Source organism: Succinimonas sp. (assembly GCF_045225735.1).
Taxonomy (GTDB): domain Bacteria; phylum Pseudomonadota; class Gammaproteobacteria; order Enterobacterales; family Succinivibrionaceae; genus Succinimonas.
Genome location: NZ_JBGVBR010000061.1, coordinates 14943 through 29500, shown reverse-complemented (window position 1 = coordinate 29500; position 14558 = coordinate 14943). Strand labels below are relative to the sequence as shown.

Annotated in this window: 11 protein-coding genes; all 11 read left to right on the top strand. The window is 56.7% G+C overall.

Going from position 1 to position 14558, the window contains the following annotated elements; translation table 11 throughout:
• The first annotated feature begins 362 nt into the window (after nt 1–362).
• Nucleotides 363–1691 (top strand): hypothetical protein, encoded by a 1329-nt coding sequence (locus ACJROR_RS02175; protein ID WP_406545665.1) that lies wholly within the window; start codon nt 363–365, stop codon nt 1689–1691.
• Between the two features lie 229 nt (nt 1692–1920).
• On the top strand, nt 1921–4005 hold the full coding sequence (gene flhA / locus ACJROR_RS02170) for a flagellar biosynthesis protein FlhA (protein ID WP_406545664.1): 2085 nt from the start codon (nt 1921–1923) through the stop codon (nt 4003–4005).
• A 12-nt stretch (nt 4006–4017) separates the two neighbouring features.
• On the top strand, nt 4018–5508 hold the full coding sequence (gene flhF / locus ACJROR_RS02165) for a flagellar biosynthesis protein FlhF (protein ID WP_406545663.1): 1491 nt from the start codon (nt 4018–4020) through the stop codon (nt 5506–5508).
• A gap of 23 nt (nt 5509–5531) precedes the next feature.
• Nucleotides 5532–6425: a MinD/ParA family protein gene (locus ACJROR_RS02160; RefSeq protein ID WP_406042096.1), complete on the top strand. Its 894-nt coding sequence runs from the start codon at nt 5532–5534 to the stop codon at nt 6423–6425.
• Between the two features lie 12 nt (nt 6426–6437).
• Entirely contained in the window at nt 6438–7172 is a 735-nt protein-coding gene (locus ACJROR_RS02155; RefSeq protein WP_406042094.1) for an RNA polymerase sigma factor FliA, read from the top strand.
• A 375-nt stretch (nt 7173–7547) separates the two neighbouring features.
• Nucleotides 7548–7931: a chemotaxis response regulator CheY gene (gene cheY, locus ACJROR_RS02150; protein ID WP_019001103.1), complete on the top strand. Its 384-nt coding sequence runs from the start codon at nt 7548–7550 to the stop codon at nt 7929–7931.
• 21 nt (nt 7932–7952) lie between these two features.
• Complete coding sequence (locus ACJROR_RS02145; RefSeq protein WP_406042092.1) at nt 7953–8711, top strand: protein phosphatase CheZ; 759 nt, start codon at nt 7953–7955, stop codon at nt 8709–8711.
• 59 nt (nt 8712–8770) lie between these two features.
• A complete protein-coding gene (locus ACJROR_RS02140; protein ID WP_406545662.1) occupies nt 8771–11056 on the top strand; it encodes a chemotaxis protein CheA in 2286 nt (761 codons plus the stop codon).
• Between the two features lie 111 nt (nt 11057–11167).
• The gene (gene cheB / locus ACJROR_RS02135) at nt 11168–12523 is read left to right on the top strand and encodes a chemotaxis-specific protein-glutamate methyltransferase CheB (protein ID WP_406545661.1); all 1356 of its coding nucleotides are present in this window, start codon (nt 11168–11170) and stop codon (nt 12521–12523) included.
• Between the two features lie 146 nt (nt 12524–12669).
• Nucleotides 12670–13410, top strand: coding sequence for a flagellar motor protein (locus ACJROR_RS02130; RefSeq protein WP_406042086.1), 741 nt, complete (start codon nt 12670–12672; stop codon nt 13408–13410).
• 5 nt (nt 13411–13415) lie between these two features.
• Nucleotides 13416–14549 (top strand): flagellar motor protein MotB, encoded by a 1134-nt coding sequence (locus ACJROR_RS02125; RefSeq protein ID WP_406545660.1) that lies wholly within the window; start codon nt 13416–13418, stop codon nt 14547–14549.
• Nucleotides 14550–14558: the final 9 nt, after the last annotated feature.

Here is a 14558-nt window from a genome sequence, read left to right as displayed (position 1 = left end):
CAGCAGCGAGAGCTACGCCAGCTGCTAAAGGAAGCCATTTTGCCTTCATAATAATTCCTTTACCCTATAGGGTTAAACATTATATTATTTGCGAAAGATATTGCTTTCCTTGCTCTCTGGTACGGTATCTGATTCCCCTTTAAAACAAAGGTTCTCCGGGGATATGGATAATTACGGGGAGACGGGTATTTTCCGGATGCTGTAAGGAAGACGTGACTAAAACGTTTCTCGGAAATCATTCTGCATCGTAATGGAAGCGTGATATTGCCGGCTTTGCAGGGAGCGGACAATTTCAGTTGTTAAATTCTGACGTTACTAAATCGTGACTGACATGTGCGGCTGGGAGTTGGTGGTGTAAGGATATGGGATCTTTTAAACCGGTTATCAAAACTCAGAAGGATGTGAAGGATCTGGAGCATTATGATTCGGGGGCCGGAAAATCAGTGATGCTGAAGGTTCAGGGAGTAAGAAGGCTTTTTGTGCGAATTCAGAAAAGCACCTCCCGCCTGTCGATTTCATATGTTTTCCGGTATTCGGAAAGAACTCCGGAGACGGGATCCGGAAACTCCGGCCGCCGTTCCCGGGCCAGGTACAAGAGTCTGGGCATTGTCTCGGAAATCTCTCTCCGGGAGGCCCGGAAGCAGGCGGGAAAGCTGAACCGGCAGATCCTGCTCCGGGGGCTTACGGTGTTTTCCGGAGAAAATAAGGATCAGAGCGCTTTGGGGGATCCGGCCCCGGGGATTACCCTGAGAGAGCTTTTTGAGCTTTACGTTCAGAATCATAATCTCAAGGAAAGCTCCCTGAAATCCTACCGCTCCGTGATCTGCGGCTTTTCCGGCCAGTTTGCGGATACTCCCGTGGCGGAGATCAATCCGGAGGATCTGGATCTCTCCCTGCATCATAATACCCGCAAGTACTATATCTGCATTCTGAACAGCATCGCCGCCTGGGGAGTGAAACGGGGCACGCTGTCCCATAATCCCTTTCTGGGACTGTATCAGACCTGCGAGAGAGTGCCGGCGCGGCACCGTTATGCTCTGTCCTGCCATAACTTCGACAGTCTGGAAATTGCGGCGGAGAAGGTGCGGGAGTTTCTGACGGCTCTGGCTTTGGAATGTCCTGAAACGGTGTTCCTGACCTGGATCTGCCATCTCATTTTGGGCACCAGAATTTCCGAGACATGCAGGGTGATTATGAATGCGGAGAGCATGAAGCTCATTCCGGGCACCGAGAGCTATGTTATGGCCATTGAAGTGAAGTCCACCAGAAGGGGCGACAGCGCAGGTTTCCGGATTCCGGTTATTCCTCTTCTCAGGAGGCTGATTTTGCGGATCCGGCCCTTTTATCAGGACATGAAGCCGGATTATTTCCCGAAATTTCTCCGGAGGAGCATTCCCGGAAGCTTCCGGGAACGCATGAGTCTCCACGGATCCCGTTCCGTGTTCCGGACGGTAATAGAGCTTATGAATCCCCGGGATATCTCCGGGACGGCCCGGGAGCTTTATCTTTCGCATGATATCCGGAACGCGGTGCAGCAGGCCTACAGCCGGGGGGACTATCTTGCCGATCGCCTGAAGCTTCAGCAATTGTACGGGGACTGGCTATTGAGCCTGCTTTCCGAAAAGACCCGGGGCATGATCCTTTCCGCTCCGGCTTCCGTTCCTGCCGTAACCGATAATTCCCCGTCCTGAGCTATCCGGCATGAAATATGCTGGATACGCAAAATGCGGTGGTGCCGCTATTCTGCTGCTCCGCCATGCCGTCATGCTGCTTTGCGGGAGATTTTTCCGGTTTTGTTTTTCCGGCGAAACACGATCCCTTTCATACATTTGAAGCGCCGGAGGGGCGGGGCAACCGTAAAAAACCGCAATGATCATATAATGCAGATCGGTAAAAACATGGGAAGCTTGTAGTTGCAATATGGCTCTGGATATCTGGAACAGGATTAAGACTCTGCCGGTAAAATCAGTCGGCACGCCGATACTGGTGCTGATGTGCCTGGGCATGGTCATGCTGCCGATGCCGGCTTTCCTGCTGGACATGTTTTTTACCTTCAATATCACCATTTCCATGCTGATTCTGTTCGTAACCATTTATACGAAAAAGCCCACGGAATTTGCCTCCTTTCCTTCTGTGCTGCTTATAGCCACGCTGCTTCGGCTGTCCCTTAACGTGGCCTCCACCCGGGTAATTCTGGTGCACGGACATGCGGGCGGCGCCTCTGCCGGAAAGGTTATCGAGTCCTTCGGCAATGTGGTCATGGGCGGCAACTTCGTGGTGGGACTTATTGTGTTTGCCATCCTGGTGATCATTAACTTTGTGGTTATCACCAAGGGCGCCGGACGCATTTCTGAGGTTACGGCGCGGTTTACCTTAGATGCCATGCCCGGAAAGCAGATGTCCATTGACGCCGATCTCAATGCCGGCCTTATCACTCAGGATCAGGCCAAGGCGCGCCGGGCCGAGGTCACCCAGGAGGCCAATTTCTACGGAGCCATGGACGGCGCCAGCAAATTTGTGAAGGGGGATGCCATCGCCGGCATTCTGATCCTGTTTATCAACGTTATCGGCGGCATGATTATCGGTATCGCCCAGCATAATCTGAAGTTTGCCGATGCCACGGACATTTACACCAAGCTTACCGTGGGGGACGGCCTGGTAGCCCAGATCCCGTCCTTACTGCTTTCCGTGGCCACCGCCATTATTATTACCCGGCAGAATACCGCTCAGGATATGGGAAAGGCGGTCATCGGGGAAATTTTCCGGGACTCCCGATCCCCGGCCGTGGCTGCCGCCATTCTGGGCATTATCGCCGTGGTTCCGGGCATGCCCCATGTGCCTTTTCTGATTCTGGCAGCTTTGTGCGGCGCTCTGGCCTGGTACATGAAGAAGCGGGAGAAGAAGCAGGCGGAGGCTGCCAAAAACGCTCCGGTCAGCTCTGCCGGCGCTCCTTCTCCGGACAAGAAGGAGCTCAGCTGGGACGATGTGGCCCCGGTGGATGTCATCGGTCTGGAGGTAGGTTACCGGCTGATTCCCATGGTGGATAAAAAGCAGGGCGGCGAGCTTCTGAGCCGGGTGAAAGGCGTCAGAAAGAAGCTTTCTCAGGAGCTGGGCTTTCTGGTGCCGGCGGTGCATATCCGGGACAATCTGGATCTCTCCCCCAATGCCTACCGCATTACCATGATGGGAGTCAGTCTCGGAGAAGCTGAGGTCTATCCCGACCGGGAGCTGGCCATCAATCCCGGACAGGTGTTCGGAAATCTGAAGGGCACCCCCACTAAGGATCCTTCCTTCGGACTGGATGCCATCTGGATCAGCAAGTCCGATAATGATCAGGCTCTGGGCTACGGCTACACCGTGGTGGATTCCGCCACGGTGGTGGCCACTCACATGAGCCAGATTCTGGCCCAGAACGCCGCCTCGCTTCTGGGGCAGGAGGAGGTGCAGAATCTTTTGGACATCGTCTCCAAAACCCAGCCCAAGCTGGTGGAGAACCTGGTGCCGGGCGTGCTTAATCTGGGGAATCTGTGTCATGTGCTCCAGAATCTCCTTAATGACGGCGTGCCCATCCGGGATATGCGCACCATTCTTACCACTCTGACCGATTACGCGCCCCGGAGCCAGGATCCCGAGGTGCTTACCGCAGCCTGCCGCATCGGACTGCGCCGGCTCATTGTGCAGGATATTGTAGGATCGTCTCAGGTGATTCCGGTAATTACGCTGTCCCGGGATCTGGAAAACATTCTGCACAAGTCCCTGCAGTCCGGCGGGGCTGATGGTGCAGGCATCGAGCCGGGCCTGGCGGAAAGAATGCAGAAGTCCCTCTCTGACGCCGCAAGCCGGCAGGAGATGGAGGGCGAGCCGGCCATTCTGCTGACCTCGGGACTCCTCAGAAACACCTTGGCACGGTTTGTGAAAAACTCCATACCGGGGCTCAGAGTTTTATCCTATCAGGAAATTCCGGATGACAAGCAGATCAAGATAGTCAGCGCAGTAGGACAGTAGCAGGGGTAATACATGAATCTGAAACGGTTTTTTGCAAAGGATATGCGTTCGGCGCTTCAGGAAATCAAGGAGGAGCTTGGTTCGGAAGCCATTATCATGTCCAGCAAAAATGTCAGCGGAGGCGTGGAAATCGTGGCCGCTGTGGATGATTCCGCCCGGAAGGAAACTGAAAAGCCCGCCCCGGACACCAGCGGCTATGAACGGGAAATTCCGGATGACAGTGTCAATTTATCGTCTGCCTCCCTGCCGGAAAAGCGTCGTTCCGGCGGCAAAAACGTCAATAAACCGTCAGATTTAACCCAAAGACAGGAAAAATTTGCGGATTCTCTGGCAGCTCTCCTGTCCCGGCAGGAAAAGCTTAACCCGAAGCCGGCGGCTCCGGCCCGGCCCCGGAGCGGGGCCTCCGGCGAGAGCTCCGGCTACAGCCGCACTCCTCCCGGCAGCATCGGAGCCGGCAATGCCTTCAAGGGGTATCAGCCGTCCCGGGGAGCCGGAGACGGAGCCGGCGGCAAGGATGCCGGGAGAATTCCGGAGAACAAGATTCTTTCCGATGCCGGAAAGCTCACGGATCTTTCCCGGGAGGTGGAGGCCATCAGGCATCTTCTCCAGTATCAGCTGGCCGGTCTCATGCATGAGGAGCGCAGCCGGGAGGAGCCGGTGCGGGCCATGATCGCCCGGCTTTTGGTTTCCGGCGGCTTTTCTGAAAAAACAGCCGACCGCGTCACAAACAGAATAAACGGCTCGGCGCCCCTGTCTCAGGCTTGGCGGGAGCTGGCACGGATTTTGGAGAACAACGTCCGGGTCAGCCAGGACGCCATCCTCAAAAACGGCGGAGCCGTGGCCCTTATCGGTCCCACCGGCGTGGGCAAGACCACTACCATCGCCAAGCTGGCCGCCAGGTTCGCCCTGGAATACGGCCCGGATCAGGTGGCTCTTATCAGCACGGACAATTACCGCATCGGCGCTTCCGAGCAGCTCCAGACCTACGGCCGGATCATGGGCTGTGCCGTGAAGGTGGTGGAGGATGTCACCACCCTGTCGGAGGCCCTGTACCAGCTCAGAAACCGCAGTCTGGTGCTGATTGACACAGCCGGACTGGGACAGCGGGACACCCGGCTGGAGGAGGAGCTTCTGGAGCTGGATCGCAATGCCAGAATCAGGCTGCAGCATTATCTGGTGCTGCCGGGCACGGCCCAGCGCAAGGTGCTGGACGATGCCTGCAGACGTTTCGGTCAGGTGGGCATTGACGGCCTTATTATCACCAAGCTGGATGAAAGCGTCAGCATCGGCGATGCTCTGAGCATCGGCATTGAACAGGATATTCCCATCGCCTATACCACCTCCGGACAGCGGGTTCCTGAGGATCTGGAGGTGGGAGATTCCCGCCGGCTGGTATCTATGCTTCTTTCCCAGATTGAGGATCTGGAACCGGAGCTGGAGCTCGGCGCCGCCGATGAAAGGGAGGCGACCTGGGCCAGGGAACTGGGGCAGGGAGCAGGCTAAGCAGGAGAGAGCAGAGAATTATTATGGATCAGGCAGAAGGATTAAGAAAAATGGCAGACGGAAATTTTTCCGGGCGCGGGGTGAAGGTTATTACGGTAACAGGCGGCAAGGGCGGCGTGGGCAAATCCAGCGTTTCCCTGAACGTGGCCATTGCCATGAGCGCTCAGGGGAAGCGGGTGATGCTTCTGGATGCTGACCTGGGACTGGCGAATATCGATGTCATGCTGGGCATAAAGGTCAACCGGAATCTCTATCATGTGCTTTCCGGGGAATGCACCCTGGATGAGGTCATGGTTGAGGGCCCCCACGGTCTTAAAATCGTCCCGGCCTCTTCGGGCAAGCAGGTCATGGCGGAGCTGTCCCCGGCGCAGCATGCCGGGCTTATCCGGGCCTTCAGCGAGCTTAAAACCCCCATTGACGTCCTGATTGTGGACACCGCCGCCGGCATTTCCGATATGGTGCTGGCCTTTGCCCGGGCCGCTCAGGACGTGCTCGTGGTGGTGTGCGACGAGCCCACCTCCGTTACCGATGCCTATGCTCTCATGAAGATCCTGAACACGGAATACGGGGTTTCCCGCTTCAAGATCGTGGCCAATATGGTCAGCAGTCTGAAGCAGGGAAAGGAGCTTTTTGCCAAATTGACCAAGGTCACGGATCGCTTTCTGGATGTGGCTCTGGAGCTTGTTTCATGTGTCCCTATGGATAATAATATCAGACTGGCGCTGAGAAAAAGACAGGTTATCGTGGATGCCTTTCCCAAGTCTCCCGCTGCCATGGCCTTCAAGGCTCTGGCTCTCAGGGCCGCCACCTGGCCGATTCCGTATCATCCGGAAGGGCATCTGGAATTCTTTGTGGAAAATCTGGTGAAGCGTTCGGTTGCCGGTGACGGAGAAGAAAAGCAGAGCCTCAGCATGTAAAGGAAGCTTAAATTGAATCCGACCAGGGCTTATCTCAGTCAGAAGGACAATCGCGACAGCATGGTGCTTCGGTACGCGCCGCTGGTAAAGCGCATTGCTCTCTATCTCAAAGCCCGCCTGCCTCCCATGGTGCAGGTTGACGATCTGGTTCAGGCCGGCATGATCGGTCTTATGGAAGCGGCCAGAAATTATGAAGGACTTCAGGGGGCGTCCTTTGAAACCTATGCCTCCATTCGCATCCGCGGCGCCATGCTGGACGAAATCCGCAGCGACGACTGGGCTCCCCGGGCCGTCCACAAAAACGCCCGCTCCATTGCTTCGGTGATCAACAAGCTTTCCCACGAGCTGGGCCGCCAGCCCCGGGACAGCGAGGTGGCCGCCCGCATGCAGATCTCCATTGACGAATATCACCGCATGGTTGCTGATGAAGCCGTGAGCCATTTTATCGGCATTGATGATCTGGGGGTCAGCGAGGATGTGATTTCCGTGGAGACGGATCCGGAGAGCTCCATGGCCACCCCCTTAAGCCAGATTTCCCGGGAGCAGTTTGCCTCCCATCTGGCCGAGGCCCTCAAAAAGCTCCCGGAGCGGGAGCAGCAGGTGCTTTCTCTCTACTACAACGAAGGTCTCAACCTCAAGGAAATCGGCGCGGTCATCGGGGTGGGGGAATCCCGGGTAAGCCAGATCATGGCTCAGGCCACCGTGCGGATCCGGGCCGTGCTCCGGGACTGGATTGAGGATGCCTGATACCGAACAGGGTTTTCCGCCTGCAGCTTTCCGGCTGTATTATTCAGATCGTTTCATCATCCTGCCGTTTTGTCTTTGTTCATCTTCCATGTCATGCTCTTTTCGTTCCGGACGATGCCGCGGGGGTTCGATCCCGCGGCAGCTCTTATAGTGTCTGTTTACACGGGATTTTCATCACAGGGAGCGGTTTTCCGGGCAATATTGGCTAAATTTGTGGGCTCTGTCCCTTAATTGAATGCAAATTGCTGTATAGATCTCTGAAAAGCTATCAAGACATGTGCATAATGCATTAGTTAAAAAGGGAGTAGTGTTCTTGTTGTACATCGGTTGTACGTTGCGCAGGAATCTCTATGAAAGTGTACCTGGAGGCTGATTTTGGACACGAATATCAAGATTTTGATTGTTGATGATTTTTCCACAATGCGGCGAATTATCAAGAATTTGCTCCGTGACCTGGGCTTTAACAATACTCAGGAGGCTGATGACGGCAACACCGCGCTGCCCATGCTCAAGAGCGGGGACTTCCAGTTTGTGATAACCGACTGGAACATGCCCGGCATGCAGGGCATCGATCTTCTGAAGGCCATTCGCGCCGATGACAAGCTGAAGACGCTGCCGGTGCTGATGGTTACCGCAGAAGCGAAGAGAGAACAGATTATCGAGGCGGCTCAGGCCGGCATCAACGGCTACATCGTAAAGCCGTTTACCGCAGCGACTCTTAAGGAAAAGCTTGATAAGATTTTTGAACGTCTGGGCTAGCAAAACCGAGGCAGGGCGCGTATGACAGTATACAGCAGCGAAGGTCATGAAAGAGGCCCTCTGATTACCAGGGCCGAGGCGCAGCTTCTTCTGGAATATCTCGAGGACGGGTACCAGGAAGAAGCGGATGCCATGATAGTGGGCATCGTAAATCGCAATCAGGCAGACCTGTTTTCCGAAGTCGGAAAAATGGCCCGCACGCTTCATGACGAGCTTAACAGCTTCACCGTGGATCCCCGGCTCCGGGATATTGCCGAGACGGAGATTCCCGATGCCACCGAAAGACTGCGGTATATTATCAGAATGACCGACAGCGCGGCGAACCGCACCATGGATGCCGTGGATCAGTGCAAGCCTCTGGCCGGCAAGCTGGACTCCTCCATCCACTCCATTATGCCCATGTGGGAGAAGCTGATGCGCAAGGATATCGACAAATCCACCTTTGTGCGGCTCTGCCACGAGAGCTATTCCCTGCTGCAGGGGGCGCAGCGGGATGCTGATACCCTGAATAATCAGCTTACCGAAATTTTAATGGCGCAGGATTTTCAGGATCTGACCGGACAGATGATTAACCGCATTATCAAGCTGGTGGGAGAGGTGGAGGGCAGCCTGCTTTCCCTGCTGAAGAACTATGCCGGCGGGAAAGGCATTGCCGACGGCCGCGTCAGGGCGGGTTCCCCGGCGGCGGCAGAGGGGCCCATACCTAATCCTGAAGGGCGGGAAGACTGCGCCAAGAATCAGGATGATGTTGACGATTTGCTGGCCAGTCTCGGCTTTTAGCTCACGCCGCGGACTTTTTAAATGCATTAATGCTCATGAATTAGATTAGGTGAAGTTAGATGGCTTTAGAAGGTGTTGATCAGGAAATTCTCCAGGACTTTCTGGTGGAAGCTGGTGAGCTTATTGAAAATCTTTCAGAGCAGCTGGTGGCTCTGGAAAAGAATCCGGATGATTCCGAGCTTCTGAATGCGATATTCCGCGCCTTTCACACTGTGAAGGGCGGCGCGGGGTTTTTGAATCTCACCCCGCTGGTGGAAGCCTGTCACGGCGCTGAAAATGTTTTTGACTGCCTCCGGAAAAAGACCGTGCCGGTGACATCTGATCTTATGGATGTGATTTTTCAGGCCTATGACACCATCAATGAAATGTTTCATCAGGTGCAGAACGGCGAAATGCCCGAGGCGGCTCCGGCCTCTCTTCTGAACAGCCTGAAGGCCCTGTGCGTTCCCGGCGGGGCTCCCCGTCCGGCTCCCGCAGCGCCTCCTCCGCCCCCGCCGCCGCCTCCTCCTCCGCCTCCCAAACCGGCTCCGGCCCCGGTGTCTCCGCCCCCCTCGGATGGCATTGACACCATCAGCGATGATGAGTTTGAGGCTCTTCTGGACTCGCTCCACGGCAAGGGCGTGGCTCCCGGCTCCGCCGGCGACAAGAATGCCGCTCCGGCCGCTGCTTCCGGGATGGATATCGAAAGCGAATTTGACGCCATTCTGGCCGGCGCCGAAGCAAAGCCGGTGCCGCTCCCGGGCTTTACTCCTCCCGCCGCGCCCGAGCCGGCTCCTGCTCCGGCGCCCGCCGCAAAGCCTGCTCCGGCTCCGAAGCCGGCCCCGGCGGCGGATATTTTCTCCGGCCCCGGGGATACTATGACGGACGACGATTTCGAGGCTTTGCTGGATTCTCTCCATGGCAAGGGCGTGGCTCCCGGCACCGCCAATGACAAGGCTATTCTGGCCGCAGCCGCCGAGCCCAAGCCGGCCGCGCCGTCTGCTCCGGCTGCCAAGGCCGCTCCGGCTCCCTCCGATGCGCCGCCCCCGCCGGCGGATGTCCCGGATCATCATGCGGACAAGCAGGCCGCAGCCGCTAACAGTGCCAAGGTTACCGTTGACGACACTGTCCGGGTGGAAACCAAGATTCTGGATAACCTCATGAACATGGTGGGCGAGCTGGTGCTGGTGAGAAACCGCCTGCTCAGCATCGGAAACTCCATGCAGTCCAACGAGGAGCTTAACAAGACCATCTCCAATCTGGACGTGGTGACTGCCGATCTCCAGGGCGCGGTGATGAAGACCCGCATGCAGCCCATCAAGAAGGTATTCGGCCGCTTCCCGCAGCTTATCCGCAAGCTGGCCCGCAATCTGGGCAAGAAGATCGAGCTCGTGATGGAGGGCGAGGAAACTGACCTGGACAAGACTCTGGTGGACGCTCTGGCGGATCCCATGATTCACCTGGTCAGAAATTCCTGCGACCACGGCATCGAGATGCCTGACGCCAGAATGAGAGCCGGCAAGCCGGAGCAGGGCACCATTACCCTGAGCGCCTCTCAGGAGGGGGATCACATTCTCCTGAAGATCATCGACGACGGCGCCGGCATGGATCCCGAGAAGCTGAAGTCCGTGGCCATAAAGCGGGGGGTTTTGGACAAGGAAACCGCCGATCGCATGACTGATGCCGAGGCCTTCAATCTGATCTTCAAGCCGGGCTTTTCCACTAAGGAAAAGATTTCGGATATCTCAGGCCGCGGCGTGGGCATGGACGTGGTGAAGACCAATATCTCCAAGCTCAACGGTTCCCTGCGCATCGATTCCCATCTGGGGAAGGGCACCGTAATCGAAATCAAGGTGCCCCTGACTCTGGCCATTCTCCCGACCCTGATGGTGAAGGTGGGAGCCCAGAGCTTTGCGCTGCCTTTGACCTCGGTTAACGAAATCTTCCATCTCAAGCTGGACGGCATCAAGAAGGTGGACGGTCAGGACACCATTGTGATCCGCGAAAAGGCTATCCCCCTCTTTTATCTTCAGGACTGGCTTATCAGAAGACGCGACAAGACCCCTGTCGTTCATCCGGAATGGGGGCATGTGGTGCTGGTGCAGCAGGGCAACGGCAATCAGGTGGCCTTTGTGGTGGATGAACTCGTGGGTCAGGAGGAAGTGGTGATAAAGCCTTTGGACGAGCTTCTTCATGGCACTCCCGGCATGGCCGGTGCCACTATCACCTCTGACGGCGGCATTGCGCTGATCCTGGATATTCCCAGCCTGCTCCGGGGCTATGCCCGGAAGGAGGCAGTCCGTCCGGCAGCGAGAAAGCCGGCGGCCAAGGCGGCTCCCGCAAGTCCTGCGCCTCCCGCCGTCTGATGATTGTTAATGACTCCGGCGAGTGACATTTCCGGAGTTTTTTTAATTATTGAATTTCTGCGCCGGAAGCGGGGCTGGTTAACAACGAGACTGGTCAACGAGGTTTCTCAAATGTCTGTGAAAGTGCTGATAGTTGATGATTCCACCTTTTACCGCAAGCGTCTCCGGGAGATGTTTGACACGGATCCCGGCATCCAGGTGATTGGAGAAGCCCATAACGGTCAGGCGGCGGTGGATCTTACCCGCTCTCTGAGACCGGACGTGATTACCATGGATGTGGAAATGCCGGTGATGGGCGGCATTGAGGCAGTGAAGAAGATTATGGAGGTCTGTCCCACCCCGGTTCTGATGTTTTCATCACTGACGGAGGAGGGGGCCCGGGAGACCTTCGAGGCGCTTTCCTACGGGGCGGCGGATTTTCTGCCCAAGGACTTTTCCGGCATCGCCAGAAGAAAGTCCCAGGTGGTGGAGGAGATTTGCTCCAAGGTAAAGGCTCTGGGCACTTCCTCCCTGTACCGCCGGGGAATTACGGCGGCGCGGCCCCGTCCCCTGAACTCCGAAAGCTCTGTCCGCCCGGATCGTCCTGCCGCGGCGGCAGAACCGGAGAGAAGCGCCTTCCGCAGGGTGCCGGCGGCGCCGCTGCCTCAGGCGGCATCTCCGGCATCCCGCCCGGCTGATACTGCTATCCGCCGGGAAGCGCCTGTTTCCGCTCCGGCCGCGCCGGTTAGCCGGGGTCAGCGGGCCCTGGAGAAAATGAGCAGAGTGGAATCCCGGCTGGAGGCTCTCATAAACCGCAAAAAGGCGGAGCTTAACGCCCTGAATAACCTCAGGATCAGCCAGGAAACCCGGAATGCCCATCTGCAGCATATTAAGAGCTTTGCCCCCGAGGGCAGCACCGATTATCAGATTCTGGCCATCGGGAGCTCCACCGGCGGCCCCAATGCGCTGCAGGCCATTATTACCGCTCTTCCCGGCACCATCCCCTTTCCGGTGGTGATTGCGCAGCATATGACGGGACTCTTTACCCGTTCCTTTGCCGAGCGGCTTAACAATCTGGCGGAGGTTACGGTCAAGGAGGCGGAAAACGGGGAGCAGCTGAAGCCGGGGTGCGTTTACATCGCCCCGGGGGGACAGCAGATCACCATCACCGCCCGCTCCGCCCGGAATTTTCGGATCTCGGTGATCGAAAGCCCTCCGGAGGTTTATTACCGGCCATCGGTGGACATTCTCATGGGATCCCTTTCCCGGTGCAGCAATATCAGGGTGCTGGCCATCATTCTCACCGGCATGGGACAGGACGGGAAAATGGGCTGCAAGCTCCTCCGGGAAAAGGGCTCCGAGATCTGGGCCCAGGACGAGTTCACCTCGGTGATTTACGGCATGCCCCGGGCCGTGGCGGGGCTGGCTTCCCGGATTCTCCCGCTGCAGGATATTGCGAGAGAGATTATTAAGACCATAAAGAAGTAGCCCGGCCGGGAACTTAAGGGACGGGGATCCGGTTACTGAAAAAATCAGGGTCAGCTTAACTGACAGGATTGGAATGAGTCTGCCATGGCTGTCATCGGCGCCATGCTGACAGCGCATTTAATTAAAGAAAGTTCTATAGGTTTTACATGAATATTTTAGGCTTTTTTGTCGGGGTAGGCTTTATTCTCGGCGGCATGATGATCGAGGGCTCTCATCCTACCGCGCTTCTGGATCTTCCGGCGTTCATGATCGTTATCGGAGCCGCCTTCGGAGCGGGCATGGTGCAGTTTCCCATCGGCACGGTAATCGGGGCTCTGGTCAGACTTAAGTGGCTCATTGCGCCGCCCCGGAATGATTTTATCGGCCAGTCCTCTCTTTTGGAATCCATGCTGCAGACCGCCAGACAGCAGGGACTTCTGGCTCTGGAGAACACTCTGGGCAATATTAACGACTCCTTTACCAGAAAGGGCATTCAGATGATTGTGGACGGCGTGGACAAGGATCAGCTGGTGGCTCTCATGGAAATGGAAATGGAGCATGAGGAGTACGAGGAGGAGCAGTATATCAAGGTGCTGGAGGGCATCGGCGGCTACGCTCCCTGCATGGGCATCATCGGCGCGGTGCTGGGCCTCATCCATGCCATGGGACTTCTGGATCAGCCGGAGCTTCTGGGCCCCTCCATTGCCGTGGCCTTTGTGGCCACCATTTACGGCCTGGTGGCGGCCAATCTGCTCTTTCTGCCGGCCGGAAACCGCTTTAAGGCGATCCTCCATGACCGGATGGCCTTCAAGGCCATGACCCTGGACGGGCTGGTTTCCATCTCCAACGGGGAAAACACCATGCAGCTTAAGAGAAAGCTTTCTGTTTACACCGGTCAGGAGGTCTAGCTCTCATGGCCCGCAAAAAGAAGGCTGCCGCGCCTGAAAATGCCGAACGCTGGATGGTGTCCTACGCGGACTTTATGACCCTCCTTTTTGCCGTGTTCGTGGTGCTGTACGGCTTTGCCATGTCCGCCCGGAATGACTTTTCCGCCATGGTGCAGGGCCTTATGGACAGCTTCACCCAGGTGGGATTTGTGAATGATCGGGCCGAGACTCCCGGACAGGCGGAAATTGTCATTACCCAGCTCATGAGCGAAAACCCCGCTGATGCCAGCGTCTCTCTCACCACTCCGGATATCAAGCCCATTCATGCGGACAATCCTGGCGGCGGAGGCATGATCGAGTTCGGCGTTTCCGAGGAATCCCCGGTAAGAAAGGAAAGCAACAGAGAGGATAACAACGGCAGCGGCGCCGAGAGCAGCGATGCCATTACCAGTAATTCCGGAGAAAACATTATGGGAGCCCCGCTGGATTCCGTCCGGGAGGATATTTCCAATGCCCTGGAGGAGCTGGAAAGCGAGGGCCTGGTCATCGTGTCCCAGAATCAGAACTGGCTCACCATTGATCTCAATGACGCTTTGGTTTTTGCGCCGGAAAGCGCCTCTATTCTCAACAGGGCCCGTCCGGTGCTTGAAAAGATTTCCGATATCCTTAAGAATATCACTAACTATGTCCGGGTTCGCGGTTATACTGACAACTCTCTGGTGAAGAACGAGGTTTACCGTTCCAACTGGGAGCTCTCCGCCGCGAGATCCATCAGCGTTATCGAGGATATGGCCGCAAACGGCATTGAGCCCCACAGGCTGGGCGTGGAGGCCTACGGTCAGTTTGCTCCCTTTGTCTCCAATGCCACGGAAAGAGGCCGGGCCCGGAACCGCTGCGTTACGGTGGCGATTTCCAAGTACGCCATGAGGCCGGCGAAGCTGGAGGTGCTGCCCGACCTGATTGATACTACTCCCGGCGCCCGGGAGCAGCTGGCGCCCAAGGATCTGGAAAATCTGGAAATTATCAGAATGCCGGACGGCCGCATAAAGGTGTTCTCCCGGCAGGAAGCCGGGAATGCCGCCGGAGATTCCGGGAAGGAGAGCGGCGCCGGCAAGAACGGGGCGGGATCTGCCGCCGCAGGGCCGGAAGCTGGTAAATAAAGAGGAATA

Bases quoted from the DNA above. Each gene is read 5' to 3' on its own strand.
- ACJROR_RS02175 (WP_406545665.1), top strand. From the start codon at position 363: ATGGGATCTTTTAAACCGGTTATCAAAACTCAGAAGGATGTGAAGGAT.
- flhA (WP_406545664.1), top strand. From the start codon at position 1,921: ATGGCTCTGGATATCTGGAACAGGATTAAGACTCTGCCGGTAAAATCA.
- flhF (WP_406545663.1), top strand. From the start codon at position 4,018: ATGAATCTGAAACGGTTTTTTGCAAAGGATATGCGTTCGGCGCTTCAG.
- ACJROR_RS02160 (WP_406042096.1), top strand. From the start codon at position 5,532: ATGGATCAGGCAGAAGGATTAAGAAAAATGGCAGACGGAAATTTTTCC.
- ACJROR_RS02145 (WP_406042092.1), top strand. From the start codon at position 7,953: ATGACAGTATACAGCAGCGAAGGTCATGAAAGAGGCCCTCTGATTACC.
- ACJROR_RS02140 (WP_406545662.1), top strand. From the start codon at position 8,771: ATGGCTTTAGAAGGTGTTGATCAGGAAATTCTCCAGGACTTTCTGGTG.
- cheB (WP_406545661.1), top strand. From the start codon at position 11,168: ATGTCTGTGAAAGTGCTGATAGTTGATGATTCCACCTTTTACCGCAAG.
- ACJROR_RS02130 (WP_406042086.1), top strand. From the start codon at position 12,670: ATGAATATTTTAGGCTTTTTTGTCGGGGTAGGCTTTATTCTCGGCGGC.
- ACJROR_RS02125 (WP_406545660.1), top strand. From the start codon at position 13,416: ATGGCCCGCAAAAAGAAGGCTGCCGCGCCTGAAAATGCCGAACGCTGG.